We start from the raw sequence: 21,124 nt of genomic DNA on the forward strand, positions 1-21,124 counted from the left end.
CGCGGTCCGGATCAAAGACGGCCGGCTCAGCCTTTGACGAGGATGCGCCGCATCTCTTCCATGGCGGCATCCCGCTGCGGGTCGCGTCCGTCGGCATAGGGCAGGGGAAACGGCACCGTGACGTCCGGCTCGACCCCGCGTCCCTCCAGTCGCACCCCGTCATCGATCACCGCATCGGAAACCGCGAGCTCCAGAAGGCTGTCGTCCGGCAGGAGATAGGCGCGGCCGGCGAGAAGCGCGCCGGCCGTGCGCGTCCCGACGAGCGGAATTCCGTTGGCCTTCAGCGCATAGGCGAAGAGTTCGAGGCCGCTTCTCGATCCCTCGTCGATGATGGCCACGACCGGGCGGCGCCAGCGTACATTGGCGAGCATGTCCTTGCCGCTGCGCGGGACCAGTCTGAAATTCGGCGTGTCGCCGACGAAAAGTTCCGCCGCGTCGGGCGGACCGCCGCCCCAGCGGCCGCGCAGATCTACGACGATACCGTCTGCGTCCTTGAGGCTGCCTGTGGCAAGTTCCCGAGCCGCGATATCGAGACCGTCGGGACTGGACAGCGTCCAAAGGCGCAGATAACCGATGCGCCGCCCCTCGCTCTCGCTGACATCCACGCTGTTTTCGATCGCCTTTTCAAAGGTGGACAACGGCCGCAGCCGCTCGACCGAGACTGTGGCCGTGAAGGGTGCGGTACCCGCGCGACGGCGCAGGTTGATGTCCACCGTTTTCCCGATCCTTTCGCGGAACGACTCGATTTCGCGATATGGCGCGCCATCGACCGAAAGAACCTCGTCGCCGACGCGGATGCCGGCCTTGTCCGCAGGCGAGCCGTCATAGACGTCGCTCACGAAGAGCAGACCGTTTTCCGTCCGGGTGACCATGCCGATGCCGGGATAGCTGGCCCGGCCATCCGGCGGGAACAGCCGCTTCATATCCTTGCGGATCGCGAAACGGAATATGTCTGCAAGTTCGTAATAGGCGATCGAATCCTGCTTGAAGCGTGCCGTGTGCGACGCGTCAAGGCTCGCGAGGATTCTCTCGACCGCAGCATCGACCTGGGGCGTCGTGCTCTTCGCGTTCAGCCGATCGCCACCCTCGAGTTCCCGCCGCACCGCCGCATCGAACCCGCCGAGTGCGGAGGGATCATGAAAGTTGTCCGCCACAAGCGTGACGACGCGATCGAATATCGGATGACCCGAGCGCGGCAGGTCGAGGCCGAAGCCCTGGGCGGGCAGGAGAAGGAACAGGACCCCGGCAAACAGGGCGCAGGGCATCTTCGCAGGCATGGGCCGATCTCCGTTCTTCGGCGGATCATATCGGAAAAACCGCGGCTGCAATGCGTCTGGGACCAACAACATTCCGTGACAACGGCGAGAGCGGAATGGTCTCTGCTTTTCCTGGAACACTTGCCCACCGCCAAAAGTTGTAGTCAGGCTGCCGATGACATGCGTAAAGGCGAGGTAATGTCTCTCTATCTTACAGGCCTGGTATCGCTGATGCTCGCCGCCCTCAGCCTCGGTCCCTCCTTTGCCCATGTTCTGGAGGCACCGCCCCGGCTGTTCGTCTGGACGCCGGAACTCTGGCGGGAGGCAACCGTCTTCAACGGGCAGTTCGCGCTGTTCGCGAAGGTCGGCGCACCGCTTGACGTGACCACGATACTGGCGGCGTGTCTTCTTTCCTATCTGCTCGCCAATGAGAGACCGGCTTTCTGGTTCGCGCTCGCCGGCGCAGTTCTGTTCGCCGCGGGGCTGGCGGCATGGTTCGCGCTCGTCGCGCCGGCGAACGCGATCCTGGCCACCTGGAAACCGGGTCCGATACCGCCGGACTTCGAAGCGGTACGCCTCAGATGGGAGACGGGCCACATGGCCGTCGCGGCGTTGAAGGCCCTCGGCCTCGGGTCGATTTCGATCGCCCTGCTGGCACCGCGCCTCGGTGGTGGCACATAGCGCAGTGCTCTTAGTGTCGATGCCGCAAAGGGCTTCAGTAGCGCGATAGAATTCTATTCATCTCGGAGATCTCCTGCCTTTGCGATTGGATGATGCGGTCGCACAGCGAGGCGATCTCTCGGTCGGTAAGTGACGCTTCCCGGCACATCAGTATGGCGCCTGAATGGTGCGGAATCATCGAACGCAGAAACTGCTCGTCGCCGATGAGGACCTGCATCCGCATGAATGCAAAGGCGACAAGAAATAGGATCGCAAATGCGATATGAAGTCCGACGTTCAACTTTGTGTTCGAATACATCGAGCCCATCATGAGCAGCATCAGCATACCCATGGGCGCGACCATCATTATGGCCATGTAGAACATATTGAGGTTGTTGTAGAAGTCGTCGGGACCATTGATCATCGTGAACATCACGAGATACATGATCACGAGACTGATCAGGAGATTGAGGGCGTATCTGCCGTAGTGCGAGGACATGGTCTCTCCCTGATTGTTTCGTTCGAGCCGAGCGTACGCGGGAGTGACTGCTCTATCGGGCCCGAGGCCCCCGCTCAGAGAGCTATCGCCGTGGCAAGGAGAACGAGGCTCACGAGGCCGAGGGCGGCCCGCACGACATGGGATCGCTCCCAGCGATCCCGCAGGGCGGTCCAGTCCCCGTTTTCAGGAGCGGCAGACTTGCCGAGAGCAAAAAAGCGCGTACTTGTTCCTCCCAGCTGCGTATCCTTGAGCCAGAAGTTGTTCACGGGGTGTGTCAGGATCCAGTATGCCGCATGCATGGCCAGCAGGCCGACGAATGCGGTTGCGGTCAGCCAGAAAGCTGCCGTCCCGATCGGGATGAGGATGAGGAGAGCGGCGGTCAGAAGCAGAGCCGCCGGCTCTGCTGCGCCTCCGATTGTGAAACCCGGATAATAGATTGCCTGCACCGCAAGATATTGTTCTTTCGGCAATCGCAACTTACCGGGCAATTCGAGAGCGTGAGCAAGGGCCAAGGCCGTTGCGATCGCGGCCAGGACAATCGTGAGAACTTCTACCGTCACGAGCATGAACCGATCCGACTGCTGCAGGTACCGACGTTGCGCCCCTACGACAACGCGCGGCGCCGTAGGGTTGTGGACCGAACTCCATAACGCCGATTCGGTTCCCGCGTTCGGATCAACCTCGGCTGCCGGTCTGTCGCAGGTGGCCGAACCGGAAGCGGGCGGGAGCGGCCGCACGCACCATCATCATCTCGCCGATCGTTTCATGCGTCATCAATCCGACGAGGCGATTCGAACCGTCAACGACAGCGACCGCCGGCGAATGGGACTCCTGCATGAGCCGGAGGCTTTCCTCCAGGCGCTTGCGGTGGTGGATCGTCGGTACGTTGTGGCGCATCGCGGCGACCACCGATGTCGCCGGTCCTTTCTCCTTGAGGGTACGGATCATGTCGTCGCGCGTCAAAAGGCCCTCGAAGTGGCCCGAGATATCTACCACAGGGAATTCACGCTGTGTGGTGGCAAGCAGTGTGTCGATGGCGTCGTCGATCGTGGCCGAGCGTTCGAGGCTCGCGAACTCGGTAATCATCACATCCGAGATCATCACGCTCCCGGAGATCTCGCGGATCTGGGCGTTCTGCGCTTCGGCTGTCGCGGCCAGATAGACGAAGATGGCGATGAAGATCAGCAGCGGATTGTAGAACAGGCCGACGAAGCCGAAGACGAAGGCGAGCCCCTGTCCGATGGTCGCTGCAATCTGGGTCGCGCGCGACCAGGTGAGCCGCGAGGCGAGCGCGGCCCGCAACACACGGCCGCCGTCCATCGGAAAAGCGGGAATCATATTGAAGAGCACGAGGAAGACGTTGACGCCGGCGAGCCTTGCCAGGAAGCCGCGTTGTGGATCTTCGACGCCGGCGATCTGCTCCATGCCCGCCGAACCGCCGAGAATGGCGATGAGCACCGCGGCAATGGCCACATTGACCAGTGGGCCGGCGATGGCGATCACGAATTCCTGGCCGGGCTCTTCCGGCATGCGTTCGAGCCGGGCGACGCCGCCGATCGGCAGCAGTGTGATGTCCGGCGTCTTGATTCCGAAACGGCGTGCCGCGGCGATGTGGCCGAACTCGTGGAGCACGACGCAGGCGAAGACGGCGACGATGAAGGCGATACCTTCCATGGCGGCCTGAGTCCCGCCGATTCGGTAGTGCATCAGCCATATCCAGATCAAAAGCAGCGCGAAGGTCACATGCACGCGGATTGCCGTGCCGGCGATCGTTCCGATGCTGAAGGACCAGGCCATGGGCGATTTGCTCCGTCCGGTTCTGATGCGCGCCAGGGATGCGCCGTTCATCATGACAGCGGCGGCATCTGCGCACAATCGCCGGCGCCATTTTGCTGCCTAATCGGTGAGCCGGAGGAACGTTCCGCCGGTCCCCGGCAGGCGTCCTGCGCTTCAGAACGCCGCCGTTATGGGCTGCATCGACATCGGGCCGAAGGCACACCGTATCTGAAACTTTGATATAAAACAAAACTCTTGAAATAAAAAATCATACAATCTAGCTTCATCCAAAATCGACTTCAATAAACGAGGAAACACGATGCGAGCGAAAGCCACCCTCAACCGGGAATATACCATCTCGTCCGTTGACAAGCGGGTCTACGGCTCGTTCCTGGAGCACATGGGCCGCGCCGTCTATACGGGGATCTACGAGCCGGGGCACGAAAAGGCGGATAAGGACGGCTTTCGAACCGACGTTTTGGATATGGTCCGCGGCCTCGATATGCCGATCGTCCGCTATCCCGGCGGCAACTTCGTTTCAGCCTATCGCTGGGAGGACGGTATCGGGCCGCGCGAAGAGCGTCCGGTACGCCTCGATCTCGCCTGGCGCACGCGCGAGACCAATCAGGTCGGCGTCAATGAATTTGCCGATTGGGCAAAACTCGCCGGCACCGAGATGATGCTGGCGATGAATCTCGGTTCGCGCGGCCTCGACGATGCGCGCAATTTCCTCGAATACTGCAACCACCCCGGCGGCACCTATTGGAGCGATCTGCGCGCCAAGCATGGCTACAAGGAGCCGCACAATGTGCGCATCTGGTGCCTCGGCAACGAGATGGACGGACCTTGGCAGGTCGGCCATAAGAGCGCGGCCGAATACGGCCAACTCGCCAACGAGGTGAGCAAGGCTTTCAAATATTTCGACAAGACCCTGGAGACCGTCGTCTGCGGCTCCTCGAACGACAAGATGAAGACCTATCCGGAATGGGAGGCGACGGTTCTCGACGCCAGCTATGACAGCGTCGACTACATCTCGCTGCATAAATATTTCGGCAACGAGGAGCAGGACACCCTCAACTATTATGCCAAGGCGATCGAGCTGGATCGCTACATCGTCACGATCGGCGGCGTGATCGACTACATCAAGGCGAAGAAGCGGTCGAAGCGCGACGTCAAGATCTGCTTCGACGAGTGGAATGTCTGGTATCACGACCGCAAGGAGGACGGCGAGCGGATCGCCAGTTGGGATTGGCCGGAAGCCCCGCCGCTGCTCGAAGAACACTACAATCTCGAGGACGCGATCTTTGTCGGCTCTCTGCTGAACGTCTTCATCCGGAGATCGGACCGGGTCAAGATCGCCTGCATGGCCCAGCTCGTCAATGTCATCGCGCCGATCCTCACCAAGGCCGGCGGTCCCGCCTGGCGTCAGTCGATCTACTATCCGCTGCAATATGCCTCCAAATACGGGCGCGGCACGGCACTCACCGTCGTGCAGTCCGGGCCCACCTATGATTGCGAGGTGGCGCAGGACGTGCCCTACCTCGATCTGTCGGCGGTGCTGCATGAAGACGGCAAGTCGATCGCCGTCTTCGCGATCAACCGCGGCCTGGACGAGCCGCTCGGCCTTGCCGTCGACCTGCAGGGCTTCAAGGGGGCGAAGATCGTCGAGCACCAGATGCTCTCGAGCGACGACCTGAAGGCGCGCAACTCGGTAGAGGATCAGAACCGCATCGTTCCCAAGGCGGGCAAGGAACTCGCCATCGATGACACGGGGACGCTGGTCGGTTCGCTGCCGCCGCGCTCTTACCACTTCATTCTTTTGTCCGTCGCTTCTGCATAAACCGTTCGGGCCCGGGCGGCCGGGTGACGCCCGGGCCTGAATTCACGATCGGGGAGGTTCAATGTCCGGAATCAAATTGACCGGCGTCAGCAAGTCATTCGGCGCCGTGAAGGTGATCCATGATGTCGATATCGAAATAGGGCAGGGCGAGTTCGCTGTCTTCGTCGGACCGTCTGGCTGCGGGAAGTCGACGCTGTTGCGCATGATCGCAGGGCTCGAGGAAACGACCGGCGGCGAAATCAGGATCGATGCCGAGGACGTCACCCACAGGGAGCCCTCCAAGCGCGGCGTCGCGATGGTCTTCCAGTCCTATGCCCTTTATCCGCATCTCTCCGTCTTCGACAATATGGCGTTCAGCCTCTCCATTGCCCGGCGGCCCAAGGCGGAGATCGAACAGAAGGTCAAGTCAGCAGCGGAAATCCTTCGCCTCTCGGACTACCTGAACCATAAGCCGAGCCAGCTTTCCGGTGGCCAGCGCCAGCGTGTGGCGATCGGGCGCGCGATCGTGCGTGAGCCTCGGGTCTTCCTTTTCGACGAGCCGCTTTCGAATCTCGATGCCGAATTGCGGGTCAAGATGCGCATGGAGATCGCCCGCCTGCACCGCCAGATCGGAGCGACCATGGTCTACGTCACCCACGACCAGGTGGAAGCGATGACGTTGGCCGACCGGATCGTGGTGCTGAAGGCGGGCGTGGTTCAGCAAACAGGGGCGCCTCTCGAGCTCTATCGCGATCCGGACAACATGTTCGTCGCCGGCTTCATCGGCTCGCCGGGGATGAATTTCCTGAAGGCCCGGGTCGTCCCCGGCAGCGGCGCCAGGCTCACGATCGAGTTCCACGACGCCCCCGGAATTCCGTTCGAAATCCCGGCACGGGCGGCTCTGGCTGCGGGCGAAGAGATTTTCGTCGGAGTCAGGCCGGAGCACATCACGCTTGGCCAACGGGAAGGAGGCGTCGGGTTGGACGTGACGGCGGAGTTCATCGAGGAACTCGGCGGGACCGGATATCTGCATGCCCTCACGGCGGGGGGTGAAGAAATGACGATCGAGTGCCGCGGCGATGAACGGCCGCAGCCCAAGCAGGCGGTCCGCCTGACCTTGGCACCCGAGGAGATGTTCGCTTTTGACGGGAGCGGCGCGCGGCTCCGTTGACGGCCGGTCCGGATGGGAGGACGTCCGGACGAGGAGCGATGCCGCGCAAGCCTTTGGACTTGAACTTCAAAACAGGAGGAGAGAGACGTGAAGAAGCTACTGAGACTTGCCCTTGCGGGTGCGCTGGCGATCCTGCCTTCGGCAGTTGCCCATGCACAGACGGACATTACCTGGTGGGACTTCCTGGGCGGCGGCGACGGCGTCCGCATGAAAGCGCTCATCAAGGAATTCAACGACACGCACCCGGACATCCGCATCAACGCGACCACGCTCGAATGGGGCGTGCCCTTCTACAGCAAGGTCCAGACGGCGGCCGCAGTCGGCCAGCAGCCCGATATCATGACCTATCATCTGTCGCGCTTCCCGCTCGCTATTCCCTCGGGCGTTCTGCGGCCGCTGGCACCGGAAGAACTCGAGGCAGCCGGCATCAAGAAGGAGAACTATGTCGAAGCGAGCTGGAATTCGGCTTCTGCAGACGGCAAGGTCTATGGCGTTCCCTTCGACGTGCACTCGGTTGTGCTCTACTACAACAAGAACGTTCTGAGGGAGGCGGGCCTGCTCGGAGACGACGGACTGCCGAAGGGCCTGGACGGTCTGGACAACTTCAACGGCGCGCTCGAGAAGATCAAGGCGAGCGGCAAGGTCCAATATCCGCTTTCGCTGCACACGGACGAAGGCGGCTCGATGTGGCGCGTATTCTACACGCTTCTTTCGCAGCAGGGCGCCAAGTTCATCGAAGGCGACGAGATCCTGCCGGGCGAGGCCGGCGTCAAAGCGCTTTCGACGATGGCGAACTGGGTATCGTCGGGCTATTCGCCGGAGCTCATATCCTATGAGGCTTCGATCGCTCTCTTCACCTCCGGCAAGGCCGCCATGCACATCAACGGCGTGTGGGAAGTGCCGACTATGGTCGACCTCGAGAAGAACAACAATCTCGGCTTCGAATGGGGTGCAATCCAGATCCCGGTTCTGATGGGGCAGCCTGCGACCTGGGCGGATTCTCACGCCTTTGCCGTTCCGAACAGCGAAGAAAGGCCGATCTCGCCAGAGAAGTTGAAGGCCGTTCTCCAGATCATTGCCTGGTTGAACGAACACAGCATCTCCTGGGCCGGCGCCGGACACATTCCGGCCTATAAGCCGGTTACCGAGAGCGCCGAATTCAAGGGCATGCAGCCGAATTCGACCTATGTCAAGCTCGCCGACACTGCGGTCTTCGATCCCGTCTCGCCGCTGGCAGGCGTTGCCGGACCGATATACGAGGCGACGCAGAACTTCATCGTCCCGGCCCTGAATGGCCAGCTCGACCCCGCGGATGCCATCGAGCAGATGCGTGAAGAACTGAAGAGCCAGATGTAACGCGTGACGAACGACCCGGCCGGCCGCCGCGCCGGCCGGGTCCGCACATTTCTGCAATGGGGAGGATTGTTTCGGTGATGACGAGCGAGAGACGGAGCAAGACGCTGACCGCGGTTCTGATGATCACGCCATTCGTGATCACGTATCTGACGGTCTTCGCCTATCCCGTCTACAAGATGTTCGCCTTGAGCTTTACCAACGCGCCGCTGGTCGGCGAAGGCGAGTGGGTCGGCTTCGACAACTATCTGAAGCTGCTCAATCAGAAACTGTTCTTCACATCGGTGTGGAACACCGGTTACTTCGTCGTGCTCACCGTCATACCGAACACGCTGATCGGTCTCGGTCTGGCGCTGATGGTCGTGCGCCTCAGGGGCTGGTTGCAGAGTCTCATCCTGGTGCTGTTCTTCCTGCCCTATATCCTGCCGGTCTCGGTGGTCACGCAGATCTGGGAGTGGGTGCTCGACCAGCAATTCGGCATTGCGCAACATATCATCGAATTCGTCACCGGCAGGCGCATCAGTGTCTTCCGCGACCCGCTATGGGCAATGCCCATGGTGGCCCTCGTCACCGTCTGGTGGACCAACGGCTTCAATCTTCTTCTTTTCATTGCGGGTTTGCGCAACATCCCGGCCGACTATTACGAGGCGGCAATGCTCGACGGCGCCACGCGCTGGCAGTGCTTCAAGCGCATTACATGGCCTTTGATATGGCCGGTCACAGCGCTCGTCCTGACGCTGCAACTCATCCTCCAGCTCAAGATTTTCGATCAGGTCTACCTGATGACGGAGGGCGGCCCCTTCAACTCGACCTACGTCCTGCTTCAGCTCGTTTATCGTGAGGCCTTCCGCCTCAACCACGGCGGGCTCGGCTCGGCCGTGGCGGTCTTCCTGTTCCTGATCATCGTGACCGTATCGGTGCTTCAGTACCAGCTTCTGCGCGTGAGGGGGCGCTGAGCGATGCAACGGAAATCCATCGGCAACATCCTTCTTCTGCTTCTTACCCTGTGCGTCGCGTGCATGTGGGCCTTTCCCCTCTACTGGGCGGCCGTGACGTCGATGAAGCCGGAACATGAGGTCATCAGCAAGACGACCTTCATTCCGGACGTCTTCAACTTCTCGGCCTATTATTTCGCCCTGTTCGAGACCAACCTGGCAACCTGGTACGTGAACTCGCTCGTCACCTCGATCACGGTCACCGTGGTCGTGATCCTGATCAGCGTCATGTGCGCCTATGCGCTGTCGCAGATCGTCTTTCCGGGCCGTCGGCTCCTTTATGGGATCATTCTCGCGAGTTTCATGGTTCCCTCCCAGGCCCTAGTCGTCTCTCAGTTCGTGCTGATGTACCGTTTCGGCCTGATCAACAGCTGGGGGGGAATCATCCTGCCGCAACTCATCGTCCCGGTCGTCGTGATCGTCTATAAGCAGTTCTTCGATTCCGTTCCGAAGGAGCTGCGCGAGGCGGCGAAGCTCGACGGCTGCGGCGACTTCCAAATCCTGTTCCGGCTATACCTTCCGCTCAATTGGGGGATTACGACGGCGCTGGCGATCATCACCTACATCATGGCCTGGAACGCCTTTCTCTGGCCGTTCCTCGTGACGAATTCGGAGGACATGATGACGGTGACGGTCGGTATCACGCAGGTCGACGATGCGTTCGGCGTGAAATATGCGCGCGACATGGCGGTCGCCATTCTCGCGGCAATGCCGGTCGCGCTCGCCTATCTGCTCTTCCAGAAGAGGGTGACGCAGGCGCTGATGCTTTCATCCGGGATCAAGGGGTAAGCCGGCGATCCTCGGCGGTCTCGGCCGCCGCGGATCGGAGATTCCTGAATCGAAACAATGCGACAATTGGCGGAGTGGCGTGTTATCAGCGCAGATCACCCCCAGCGCATGAGCCGGAGCGGCAGTGGCAGAGTATGGAGACGAAGCTTCTTACAGTAGACCCGATCAAGGATGCCGACGTCGTGCAGGCATTGGGCTCGGCCACGCGCATCGAGATCCTCAACCTTCTGCGTCTGAGGGGGCCTCTGAACGTCAACGAGATCGCGTCCCATATGGGCCTGCCGCAATCGACGACCGCAACCAACCTCAAGTCGCTCGAGAGGGCCGGCCTCATCCAGACGCACACGATGAAGGCGACCAAAGGCAACCAGAAGATCTGTTCCAGTATTTACGGCGAGATCCTCATCCGTTTCGATGACCGCACCAATCTTTCAGACGACGTGGTCACCGTCAGCATGCCGATCGGCCTTTTCACCGAATTCGAGGTGGAGGCGCCCTGCGGGCTCTGCTCGGTGAACAATGTCATAGGCATGCTCGACGTCCAGGAAGTTTTTCTCGATCCGCAGCGCATGCAGGCCGCACTCCTCTGGTTCACGCGCGGCTATGTCGAATACAAGTTTCCGAACAATGCCAAGGTCACGGGGAGGCCGGTCCGCAAGATCGAGTTCTCCGCCGAACTGAGCTCCGAGACGCCGGCTACCAACGCCAACTGGCCATCCGACATCTCCATCTGGATCAACGGCATCAAGGCCGGCTACTGGACCTCGCCCGGCGATTACGGCGACCGTCGTGGCATGTATTCGCCCGCCTGGTGGAAACTCAGCGGGTCGCAATACGGCAAGCTCAAAACCTGGACCATCGACGACCGTGGCACCTGGATCGACGGCGCGATGGTGTCGACGCAGACGATTAATTCCCTCGGCATTCCGGATCACCATTCGATCCGTTTTCGCATCGGCATCGACGAGAAGGCGGAGAACCCCGGCGGGCTCAATATCTTCGGCAAGGGTTTCGGCGATTTCGACCAGGACATCGTCATGACGATCTACTTCTAGATCACGGTGCCAGGCTCAGTTGGCGCGCGTTCTTGGCCCCGACAAGCCGGGCCCGGAGGCGGTCAACACAGTGCGATGCCCAAGTTCTTCTAATGGCTCACGCAAGATCTTGTCGTTTGCGAAAGGCGCACAGGGCCCATATGCATGTTCCGTCCGTTCGCTTCTTCCGGTTGCAAGCGCCCGACACATGCCGCCGCATCGATGCAATCGGGCTGATGAACGGCTGCACCCGCATTCGGCAGGGTTCCTGGACTCACGAAAACGAGGTCAAAACAACCGTTATGAAAAAGACTTCCGCCACGACAACCGCAATGATTGCTGCTGCCATGCTCTGCTGCGGGGCCGGCGCGCATGCCACCGACCGATTCGATGATGAACAGCTTGCACGCGTAGTGGACGAGACGATCCGGCCCTTGATGAAGGAGAACGGCGTTCCGGGAATTGCAGTCGCGATCACCGTTCATGGAAAGCGGTACATCTTCAATTATGGTTTGGCGTCGAAGGCGGACGGGCAGAAGGTCACCAACGATACGATGTTCGAGATCGGCTCGATCAGCAAGACCTTCACCGCGACGCTCGCATCCTATGCCGAAGCGCGTGGGGAGCTGGGCCTGTCCGATCCAGCCAGCAAGTATCTACCCGCGCTCGCCGGAACGCCTTTCGACGAAATCAGCCTTCTCGATCTGGGGACCTATACCGCTGGCGGATTGCCTTTGCAGTTTCCCGTTTCCGTCACCAATCAGGAGAGCGTGATCGACTACTACAAAGGCTGGCGCCCGACTTACGCCGCCGGCACGCACAGGCTCTACTCGAACCCGAGCATCGGCCTCTTCGGCCATCTCGCGGCCAAGAGCATGGGCCAGCCTTTCGCCGACCTGATGGAAGGGACGATATTCCCCGCATTCGGCCTGACGAGCAGTTTCATAACGGTTCCGCAGGACCGGCTGGGCGACTATGCTTATGGCTATTCGAAAGCCGGCAAGCCGGTCCGGGTGACGCCGGGCGTTCTCGACTCGGAGGCCTATGGTGTGAAGACCACCGCCGCCGATTTGATCCGCTTTGTCGAGGCGAACATGGATGGCACGCGCCTGGACGAGACTTTGCGGCGCGCCATCGCCGGAACCCACACCGGATATTTCAAGGTCGGCGTCATGACGCAGGGGCTCGGCTGGGAGATGTATCCCTATCCGGCGAGGCTCGACGATCTGCTTGCCGGCAATTCCAGCCAGATGGCCCTCAAGCCGCACAAGGTCACGAAGCTCGTTCCACCGTCGCCGCCGCAGAAAAGCGTGTGGGTCAACAAGACCGGCTCGACCAACGGCTTCGGCGCCTATGCAGCCTTCGTCCCGGCGTCGCGCATCGGCATCGTGATGCTGGCGAACAAGAACTACCCGATCCCTGCTCGCGTGAAGGCCGCGCACCGTATCCTGACGACGCTGGTGAGCACGCCCGTATCGGCGGGCGCACGCTAGACTGGTCTGAGCCGAACGGACGCAAGAACGAGTGCTGCGCTCCTCAACGGGGCGCGGTTCTGGAGCGGATGAGGAAAAATGCCGTCCTCACCGCGTCGTTCATTCAATAAGCTCTGGGGGGTACGAACAGGCAGATCGTCTTCCCATAGGCTTTGCCCGCCGCGGAGCACCAGTGGTACTCGCCGTCAGGCGACATGCGGACCCTGCTGTCGGCATAGGGCAGAACTTCGCCAGTGGCTCTGACGATATAGCCTTGCGGTCGTTCGCTGATGTCGGTCTGCGCGACCTGGCGGCAATCCATCGTCGAACAGCAGGCGCTCGGATATTGCCAACCACTGGGAGCGTCGTGGGCGAAGGCCGTCGTCGTGGACAGCCCGGCGAGAAGGAAGAAAAATCCGCGCATGGGGTCTCCTTTCAGGAGCAGTCACCAATCCGGACTGCAGCCGGCAGGTTCGCTACGGTGGCCGTGCGTCCAAGCGCAAAAACCCGCGTAGCGGCTTGCGTGCTCCATGAGTTTGCCCGGCAATCGGCTCCGATTTAAGGAATCATGCAGCAAGCTTCAAACCTGCGGATCGGTAAAATGATCCAACGCGGCGGGACTTATGTCAGCCGCGACTTTCGTCGCCATTGACGAGAAGCCCGTCGCTTTCCCCTTCGACGAGTTCCATCGGCCAGACCGCGTTTGTCAGCGCCTGCGGGTAATGGTCCTTGAAGGCCGGCATCGTCGAAAGGAGCGTCTCCGCAAGCGCAATGCCGAGGTCGCGCAGTGACAGGCGGAAGCAGGTGAGCGGCGGCGAAAGAAAATGCGCATGCGGGCTATAGCGCCCGATCACCGCAATGTCCCGACCCGGCCTGACGCCCGCTTCGGAGAGGCCTTGGTAGAAACCGACGGCAATCGTCTCATTGACGAGCAGGGCTGCCGTCGGCCGATCCTTGAGGGCCAGGAGCTCGCGCGCGATCTGATAGCCGCCGGTCTCGTTCGGAGTCGACCGGAAAATCAACTCCTCCTCCAAGGCAAGACCGTGCGCGGCAAGCGCTTGGCGGCAGCGGTCGACGAAGACGTAACCGAGGTTGGCATCGTCGTGCGGGCGGGTGACCGCGATCCGGCGATGTCCGCGCGCGACAAGGCGGTCGACCGCGGTTTGCGCCATTCCCTCGAAATCGAGGTCAAGCCAGGGGCGGCCGGCATCCGTCAGGCTTCGGCCGAGGGTGACGAAGGGAATGTTGCGTTCGGCCAGAAACTCTATGCGCGGATCGTGCCGCCGGGTTGCCGAAAGGATCAGGCCGTCGGCAAAACCCCGCGCGACGACACGGCGCAGGTAATCGGTCGGATCCTCCTCCGACGAGCAGAGCAGGGCTACGAGGTCGAGCCTGTGTCTGGCGAAAACCGCCTGCACGCCGTCGAAGACGCTCATGAAGAACGTGTCTCCCTGCCCGGTGATCTCCGTTCCGGTCTGCATCATGAAGCCGATGATGTTGGTGGTGCCCTGTCTCAGGCTTCGGCCCGACTGGTTGGGCACATAACCAAGCCTCTCAGCGGCTTCGAGGACGCGCCTGCGTGTCTCCTCATTGACATCGGGACGGCCGTTCAGTGCACGCGAGACCGTTCCGATCGAAATATCGAGATGTTGCGCCAGGCGCCGAATTCCCTTCATGCGAAGCGCTCTCCCTCCTCGCCACCGGCCGATCCACTCGCATCGACCCGCAGTCAAGGGCGATCGATTTCTCGAAACTGAACCGGGCAGGCGGGCACAAGCGGCTCGCTTCGTCTTCATCCCGGTCGCGCTTTCCGAAACCCTATTGACATGTTTCGGAAAGTCCGCATAGTTCCGTAAACGTTTACGGCGACTGAGACAAGCCGGAAACGAATGCTGTGGGAGGAGAATAGTGATTTTGCGCGCAGTTCTGTGCGGGTGCGGAGCTATGGCCAAAGGCTGGCTCAAGGCGATCGCCGCGGACCCCGAGCTCCAGTCGACAATACGGATCGTCGGGCTCGTCGACGTGAATCCCGAGTTCGCTCGTGCGCTCGCGGCGGAGTTCGATATCGCAGACGCGGCTATCGGTGCGGATCTCGATGCGGTATTGATCGAAACGGCACCGGACATTCTCTTCGACATCGTCGTTCCCGCCGCCCGTCGTGACGTGGTCGCGACTGCGCTCAGGCACGGCTGTCACGTGCTGAGTGAAAAGCCCATGGCCGCCTCGCTGGAGGCCGGCCGCGAGTTGATCGAACTCGCCAGCAGCACGGGCAAGCTTCACGCGGTCGTTCAGAACCGCCGCTTCATCTCGGGCATCCGCCGCATCCGCCGCTTCATCGAAAGCGGCGCAATCGGCGACCTGACTGCCATCCATTGCGACTTTTTCATCGGCGCGCATTTCGGTGGTTTTCGCGAAGAGATGGAGCATGTTCTGCTCCTCGACATGGCGATCCACACCTTCGATGCCGCCCGGTTCATTGCCGACAAGACCCCGCTTGCCGTTTACTGCCATGAGGAAAATCCGCAGGGCTCCTGGTACGCGCACGGCGCAGCCGCCACGGCGATATTCGAGCTTTCCGACGATGTGACCTTCACCTATCGCGGATCCTGGTGTGCAGAGGGCGCCAATACGAGCTGGGAAAGCGAATGGCGCATCATCGGCACCAAAGGCACGCTGCTCTGGGATGGCGCCGAGGCGCTGAGCGCGAAGCGGGTCGCCGGCAGCGAAGGCTTCTTCCGTCCGCTCGCGCCGATCGACGTTCCCGAGCCTGCGGATCCGCGTGAAACGCACGGACATGCCAGCGTCATCGCCGATTTCGTCACGGCGGTCCGCTCCGGCAAGAGGCCGGAGACGGCGGGCGACGACAATATCAACAGCCTTGCCATGGTGTTTGCGGCGATCGAAAGCGCCCGCACCCGGCAGCGCGTGACAATCTGAAGTGAGGCATCTGATGAGCAATCCAGCCAAATCCATCCGCGTCGGCACAATGGTCAGCGCCACAAAAGGCGAAGCCGCGAAGCGTATCGGCGAGATCGCCGATCTGGGCTTCGAAAGCTTCGAACCGTTCTTCTGGCAGACCACCAACGGCCAGGATCTTGCCGAGCTCGGCAAGCGCTGCCGCGAGGCGATCGGTGACCGTGACATCACGATCTCGACTCTCGGCATGTTCGGTAATCCGTTGGAGGAGACCGACATCGACCTCCAGAGCTTGCAGGGCTGGAAGGACTGCATCGACAACGCCCATCATTTCGGCGCGACATGCGTCGCCGGCTTTACCGGACGCATCCGCAACCGGCCGCTGACCGATAGCCTGCCGCGCTACCGCAAGATCTGGCGTGAGCTCGCCCAGCGCGCCGCCGACAAGGGCGTGAGGATCGCCTTCGAGAATTGCGCCATGGACGGAAACTGGGCGACGGGCGACTGGAATATCGCTCACAATCCGGACGCCTGGGAACTGATCTTCAACGAGACGCCCGACGATAACATCGGTCTGGAATGGGAGCCCTGCCACCAGATGGTCTATCTGATCGACCCGCTGCCGCAGATCCGCAAATGGGCGCACAAGATCTTCCATGTGCACGGCAAGGACGCGACGATCCGCTGGGACGTCATCCGCGAGCACGGCATCTTCGGCAAGGAAAAGTTCGTCTTCATGCGCACGCCCGGGTTCGGTGACAGCAACTGGACCGACATCATCTCAGAATTGCGGCTCGCCGGCTGGTCGGGTTCGATCGATATCGAAGGGTGGCATGACCCGGTTTATCGCGATGCGCTGGAAATGACGGGCCAGGTGCACGCGCTGAATTACCTGAAAGGTTGCCGCGGCGGCGACTTCGTCGCCGATCCGGCCTGACGCATGCCCGACGGCCGGCACGGGGGGCGCCGGCTGCGGGAAACCCGAAAGAGGAGGAGTCCATGGGTATCCGCAAATATGTAATGCTGGGCGCACTCGCCCTTGCCAGTGTTTCCTTGCCGGCCCTTTCGGCAAGCGCCGAGGATGTCACGATCAATGTCTGGTCGCTCGACCGGGACATTCAGCCGGCACCAAACTTGATAAAAGATTTTAACAAGCTGAACACTGGTATTAAAGTAGAATATCGGCAAATTCAGTTCGACGACGTGGTCAGCGAAGCGATGCGCGCCTATTCGACGGGACAGGCGCCGGATATCATTGCGGTCGACAATCCCGAGCACGCACTCTTTGCGTCCCGGGGTGTATTTCTCGACTTGAGCGAGATGATCGCAAAGTCCTCGGTCGTCAAGCCGGAAAACTACTTCAAGGGTCCTCTCGCCTCGGTGTCCTGGGACGGCAAATATTACGGTGTCCCGAAGGCGACCAACACGATCGCCCTTTACTACAACAAGGACATGTTCAAGGCGAAGGGCCTGGACCCGGACAAGCCTCCGCAAACCTGGGACGAACTCGTCGAGGCGGCGCGCAAGCTGACCGACCCGGCCCAGAACGTCTATGGCATCACCTTTTCGGCCAAAGCCAACGAGGAGGGGACATTCCAGTTTCTTCCCTGGGCGCAGATGGCGGGCGGCGGTTATGACAACATCAACGCCGAAGGCGCGGTCAAGGCGCTCGACGTCTGGAAAACGATCATCGACGAGAAGCTGGCCTCCCCGGACACGCTGACGCGCAGCCAATGGGACGCCACCGGGACCTTCAATTCCGGCAACGCCGCCATGGCGATCTCCGGCCCCTGGGAAATCGACCGTATGCTCCAGGAAGCGAAGTTCGATTGGGGCGTAGCGCTGCTGCCCGTCCCGGAACTCGGCGCTGAACGCTCTTCGGCCATGGGCGATTTCAATTGGGCGGTCTTCGCGAATACAGAGCATCCGGAAGAGGCTTTCAAGGTTCTCGAATATTTCGTCTCTCAGGATGACCGGATGTTCAAGGATTTCGGGCAGCTGCCGCCGCGCTCCGACATTGCCATTCCGGCGACCGGAGAGCCGAAAAAGGATGCGGCCCTCCAGGTCTTCGTGGAGCAGCTGAAATATGCGAAGCCCCGCGGGCCCCACCCGGCATGGCCCAAAATCTCCAAGGCGATACAGGACGCCATCCAGGCGGCGCTTACGGGGCAGATGAGCTCCAAGGAAGCGCTCGACCAGGCTGCCGAGAAGATCAAGGCGGTTCTCGGCTGAGCCCGCGCCGTTTGACGGCAGGCGGAATTCACGGGCGGGTTGTCGCGACCGATCCGCCCAGCATTTTCTCCCGAGAGAGGCGATCTCCGGCTTCGGCCGGGGTCGCCGCTGCATAGGCCACGCAAGACTCGGCCAGAGGGACAGGTGATCGCCAATGAAGAGAATTCTATCGAGCATAACGGACGGCAGGGGCTTCGATATCGGCCTTGTGAGCTTGCCGCTCGCATTCCTGTTCGTCCTTTCCGGTCTGCCGCTCGTCTACAACGTCGTTATGAGCTTCCAGGAAGTCGACATGTTCAGCCTCGGCAGCTTTTGGCGGCCGTTCGTGGGCTTGAAGAATTACATCGATCTTTTCTCCCAGCCAGAAACCTGGCCCATCCTTCTCAATACCGCGATATTCGTGACCGCCTCGATTGCCGGACAGTTCCTCATAGGCTTCGGCCTGGCACTGTTCTTCTGGGTCAATTTTCCGGGGGCGTCATGGTTGAGGGGGCTCTTCCTTGTCTCCTGGGTCATGCCTGGACTGGTGGTCGGCGCCATCTGGAACTGGATTCTTTCCGGCGACTTCGGGGTGCTTAATTTCCTGTTGCGGGAAACAGGCGTGATTTCCGGCAACATCTTCTGGCGTTCCGACCCGGACTATTCGCTCTGGGCGGTCATCATTGCTAATGTCTGGCTCGGCACGTCTTTCAACATGATCCTGCTTTCGGTCGGCCTGTCGGGTATTCCCAAGGACCTGTACGAAGCGGCCGAACTCGACGGTGCTAATGCGCTCCAGCGCTTCTGGACGATCACTCTGCCGATGATGCGTTCGACGATCGGCGCCATCGTCGCTCTGGGGCTCATCTTCACCCTGCAGCAGTTCGACCTCTTCGCCGCCATCACGTCCGGAGGACCGAACAATACATCCAATGTCACGCAATACTGGGCCTGGGACCTTTCCTTCCGCCAGTACGATTTCGCCAAAGGCGCGACGATCTCGGTGATCATGATCGTCTTCGTGATGTTCGCCTCCGTCGTCTACGTCCGCTCAACGCGCCACGAGGTCAGAGGATGAGTGACACTTTCCGCAACCGGTTGATGCTGGCTGTCGCGCTGGTGCTCGCCGCCATCTACCTCTTCCCGCTCTACTGGATGTACATCACCGCCCTGAAGACCGGTTCGGCGATGTTCGCGACCCCGCCGAAATTCTGGCCGAGCGAGCCGCAATGGAGCATTTACGCCTTTGTCTGGGAGAGCCGGAACATGGGGCGGTATCTCTGGAATTCGCTGGTCATCGCTTTCGGCTCGGTGGCGCTGATCGCCGTACTCGGCGTCGGTTGCGCCTATGTGCTCGCGCGCTATCGCAACGTGTGGGTGGATATCGGCCTGTTTCTCATCCTCATGCTGCAGGTGCTGCCCGCCTCCCTGATGGTGACGCCGATTTTCGTGGGCTTCTCCCAAGTGGGCCTCCTCGACACGCCGCGCCTTGCGGTGATCCTGGCGATCGCTGCCAAAAGCATGCCCTTCTTCGTGGTCCTCGTCCGCGCCACCTTCATGAGCGTGCCGATGGAGCTCGAAGAGGCAGCCCTCGTCGACGGCAATTCGCGCATCGGCGCCTTCTTCAACATCGTGCTGCCGCTCGCACGTAACGGCATTCTCGTCAGCGCGATCCTGATCTTCATGCAGGCCTTCGGTGAATTCGTCTATTCCAAGTCGATGATCCAGGCCGTCGAGTTGCAGCCCGCAAGCGTCGGCCTGAATACCTTCATGGGACCGAACACCAATGAATGGAACAATATCATGGCCTATGCCACGATTTATGTGACGCCCATCCTTGCCGCATTCATCCTCTTGCAGCGCCGCATCGTGTCCGGCCTCACTTCAGGAGCCCTCAAATGACCCTTCAGATCGAGCTCAACGGCGTCAACAAGTTCTACGGTTCCTACCACGCACTCAAGAACATCGATCTCGCGATTGAGGAGGGGACCTTCGTCGCCCTGGTCGGGCCTTCCGGGTGCGGCAAGTCGACATTGCTCCGGTCGCTGGCCGGGCTCGAGAAGATCTCGGCCGGCGAGATGAAGATCGCCGGGGCGCGGATGAACGACGTTCCGCCGCGCAAGCGCGACGTCGCGATGGTGTTCCAGTCCTATGCGCTCTATCCCCACATGACGGTGGAGGAGAATCTGACATACAGCCTGCGCATCCGCGGCGTGAAAAAGGCCGAAGCATTGAAGGCGGCGGCCGAAGTGGCGACGACCACCGGCCTTTCGCATCTGATGAAGCGCTACCCGCGCGAACTCTCCGGCGGGCAACGCCAGCGGGTCGCGATGAGCCGTGCCATCATCCGTCATCCCAAGGCCTTCCTTTTCGACGAGCCCCTGTCCAATCTCGACGCGGCGTTGCGCGTGCATATGCGCAAGGAGATCCGCGCGCTGCATGATCGGCTGGGGGCGACCTCCGTCTATGTGACGCACGATCAGATCGAGGCGATGACCATGGCAGACCACGTCGTCGTGATGCGCGATGGCGTCATCGAGCAACAAGGACGACCGCTCGATCTCTACGACAGACCGGCCAACCGCTTCGTTGCCGGGTTCATCGGCTCGCCGGCGATGAACTTCATTCCGGCGGCCGTGGAGGATGATGGCACGCACCTGTCTCTGGACCTCGGCGCCACGAAGGCGAGGCTCTCGCTGATCGACCCGGTGGCGCCGGGGACGTCGGTCACGGTCGGCATCCGGCCGGAACATATCGGCGTCGTCGGTGCGGGGCAGGGCGCATTCGACATTCCCGTCGGTGTCGTGGAGTCGACCGGGTCGGCAACCTACATCACATCTGCGACACAGCCGGAACTTATGGTCGTGGAGACCGGACGCTCCGGTGCATCGGGCGGTGAGCTTATCGGTCTGGCGATAGACCCGAAACAATTGCATCTCTTCGATACGGAAACGGGGGCGCGCGTAGAAGCGGAAACAAGGCCCTCGAATGCGCCGTTTCCGTCGCGAGCCGCCTCTCAACCGGCTGCCGCCACCTTCTCCCCGCAGGCGGGGAGAAGGGATATGCCGTGCCCGCTCGCTCCCTCGAGCGGGCGGTGAACGCGGGGTTCAGTTGGTGCCGCTTCTCCCTTCTCCCCGCCTGCGGGGAGAAGGTGCCGGCAGGCGGATGAGGGG

General features: G+C 61.2%; 20 protein-coding genes. 14 read left to right on the forward strand and 6 right to left on the reverse strand.

Annotation, left to right across the window (positions count from 1 at the left end):
• Positions 1-26: 26 nt before the first annotated feature.
• On the reverse strand, positions 27-1,277 hold the full coding sequence (locus SINAR_RS0102385) for a S41 family peptidase (protein WP_027997556.1): 1,251 nt from the start codon (positions 1,275-1,277) through the stop codon (positions 27-29).
• A gap of 177 nt (positions 1,278-1,454) precedes the next feature.
• Between SINAR_RS0102385 and SINAR_RS0102390 the strand changes: the two genes are divergently transcribed.
• A complete protein-coding gene (locus SINAR_RS0102390; protein ID WP_027997557.1) occupies positions 1,455-1,937 on the forward strand; it encodes a hypothetical protein in 483 nt (160 codons plus the stop codon).
• Between the two features lie 34 nt (positions 1,938-1,971).
• Here SINAR_RS0102390 and SINAR_RS0102395 read toward each other — a convergent pair whose 3' ends face one another.
• The 3 genes from SINAR_RS0102395 to SINAR_RS0102405 all read right to left on the reverse strand — a co-directional run bounded on the left by SINAR_RS0102395 (position 1,972) and on the right by SINAR_RS0102405 (position 4,212).
• Positions 1,972-2,415 carry a DUF305 domain-containing protein gene (locus SINAR_RS0102395; RefSeq protein ID WP_027997558.1) on the reverse strand — a complete coding sequence of 148 codons (444 nt, stop codon included), beginning with the start codon at positions 2,413-2,415 and terminating at the stop codon, positions 1,972-1,974.
• A 74-nt stretch (positions 2,416-2,489) separates the two neighbouring features.
• A complete protein-coding gene (locus tag SINAR_RS0102400; protein ID WP_027997559.1) occupies positions 2,490-2,981 on the reverse strand; it encodes a hypothetical protein in 492 nt (163 codons plus the stop codon).
• Between the two features lie 109 nt (positions 2,982-3,090).
• Positions 3,091-4,212: a site-2 protease family protein gene (locus tag SINAR_RS0102405; RefSeq protein ID WP_027997560.1), complete on the reverse strand. Its 1,122-nt coding sequence runs from the start codon at positions 4,210-4,212 to the stop codon at positions 3,091-3,093.
• Between the two features lie 298 nt (positions 4,213-4,510).
• Here SINAR_RS0102405 and arfA point away from each other — a divergent pair, with 298 nt between their 5' ends.
• From arfA to ampC, 7 genes are all read left to right on the forward strand, one after another.
• Positions 4,511-6,031, forward strand: coding sequence for an arabinosylfuranosidase ArfA (gene arfA, locus SINAR_RS0102415; protein WP_027997561.1), 1,521 nt, complete (start codon positions 4,511-4,513; stop codon positions 6,029-6,031).
• A 61-nt stretch (positions 6,032-6,092) separates the two neighbouring features.
• Positions 6,093-7,181: an ABC transporter ATP-binding protein gene (locus SINAR_RS0102420; protein WP_027997562.1), complete on the forward strand. Its 1,089-nt coding sequence runs from the start codon at positions 6,093-6,095 to the stop codon at positions 7,179-7,181.
• 87 nt (positions 7,182-7,268) lie between these two features.
• Positions 7,269-8,537: an ABC transporter substrate-binding protein gene (locus tag SINAR_RS0102425; protein WP_027997563.1), complete on the forward strand. Its 1,269-nt coding sequence runs from the start codon at positions 7,269-7,271 to the stop codon at positions 8,535-8,537.
• A gap of 77 nt (positions 8,538-8,614) precedes the next feature.
• On the forward strand, positions 8,615-9,490 hold the full coding sequence (locus tag SINAR_RS0102430; RefSeq protein ID WP_027997564.1) for a carbohydrate ABC transporter permease: 876 nt from the start codon (positions 8,615-8,617) through the stop codon (positions 9,488-9,490).
• A 3-nt stretch (positions 9,491-9,493) separates the two neighbouring features.
• Positions 9,494-10,318, forward strand: a complete 825-nt coding sequence (locus tag SINAR_RS0102435) for a carbohydrate ABC transporter permease (protein WP_027997565.1) — start codon at positions 9,494-9,496, stop codon at positions 10,316-10,318.
• Between the two features lie 134 nt (positions 10,319-10,452).
• Complete coding sequence (locus tag SINAR_RS0102440) at positions 10,453-11,373, forward strand: ArsR/SmtB family transcription factor (RefSeq protein WP_027997566.1); 921 nt, start codon at positions 10,453-10,455, stop codon at positions 11,371-11,373.
• Positions 11,374-11,654: 281 nt separating this feature from the next.
• Positions 11,655-12,845 carry a class C beta-lactamase gene (gene ampC / locus SINAR_RS0102445; protein WP_027997567.1) on the forward strand — a complete coding sequence of 397 codons (1,191 nt, stop codon included), beginning with the start codon at positions 11,655-11,657 and terminating at the stop codon, positions 12,843-12,845.
• A 103-nt stretch (positions 12,846-12,948) separates the two neighbouring features.
• Here the strand turns inward: ampC and SINAR_RS0102450 are convergent, their stop codons facing one another.
• Positions 12,949-13,248 (reverse strand): hypothetical protein, encoded by a 300-nt coding sequence (locus tag SINAR_RS0102450; protein ID WP_027997568.1) that lies wholly within the window; start codon positions 13,246-13,248, stop codon positions 12,949-12,951.
• Between the two features lie 202 nt (positions 13,249-13,450).
• Positions 13,451-14,500, reverse strand: coding sequence for a LacI family DNA-binding transcriptional regulator (locus SINAR_RS0102455; protein WP_027997569.1), 1,050 nt, complete (start codon positions 14,498-14,500; stop codon positions 13,451-13,453).
• 229 nt (positions 14,501-14,729) lie between these two features.
• Between SINAR_RS0102455 and SINAR_RS0102460 the strand changes: the two genes are divergently transcribed.
• The 6 genes from SINAR_RS0102460 (at position 14,730) to SINAR_RS01000000132970 (ending at position 21,049) form a co-directional block, all read left to right on the forward strand.
• Positions 14,730-15,761: a Gfo/Idh/MocA family protein gene (locus SINAR_RS0102460; RefSeq protein WP_027997570.1), complete on the forward strand. Its 1,032-nt coding sequence runs from the start codon at positions 14,730-14,732 to the stop codon at positions 15,759-15,761.
• Between the two features lie 13 nt (positions 15,762-15,774).
• Complete coding sequence (locus tag SINAR_RS0102465; protein WP_027997571.1) at positions 15,775-16,677, forward strand: sugar phosphate isomerase/epimerase family protein; 903 nt, start codon at positions 15,775-15,777, stop codon at positions 16,675-16,677.
• Positions 16,678-16,739: 62 nt separating this feature from the next.
• Complete coding sequence (locus tag SINAR_RS0102470; RefSeq protein WP_027997572.1) at positions 16,740-17,972, forward strand: ABC transporter substrate-binding protein; 1,233 nt, start codon at positions 16,740-16,742, stop codon at positions 17,970-17,972.
• 154 nt (positions 17,973-18,126) lie between these two features.
• On the forward strand, positions 18,127-19,029 hold the full coding sequence (locus SINAR_RS0102475; protein ID WP_027997573.1) for a carbohydrate ABC transporter permease: 903 nt from the start codon (positions 18,127-18,129) through the stop codon (positions 19,027-19,029).
• On the forward strand, positions 19,026-19,853 hold the full coding sequence (locus tag SINAR_RS0102480; protein ID WP_027997574.1) for a carbohydrate ABC transporter permease: 828 nt from the start codon (positions 19,026-19,028) through the stop codon (positions 19,851-19,853). The genes SINAR_RS0102475 and SINAR_RS0102480 overlap by 4 nt, the downstream gene beginning before the upstream one ends.
• A complete protein-coding gene (locus SINAR_RS01000000132970) occupies positions 19,850-21,049 on the forward strand; it encodes an ABC transporter ATP-binding protein (RefSeq protein ID WP_050577415.1) in 1,200 nt (399 codons plus the stop codon). The genes SINAR_RS0102480 and SINAR_RS01000000132970 overlap by 4 nt, the downstream gene beginning before the upstream one ends.
• Positions 21,050-21,124 lie beyond the last annotated feature (75 nt).

It is taken from the genome of Sinorhizobium arboris LMG 14919 (genome assembly GCF_000427465.1).
GTDB classification, from domain to species: domain Bacteria; phylum Pseudomonadota; class Alphaproteobacteria; order Rhizobiales; family Rhizobiaceae; genus Sinorhizobium; species Sinorhizobium arboris.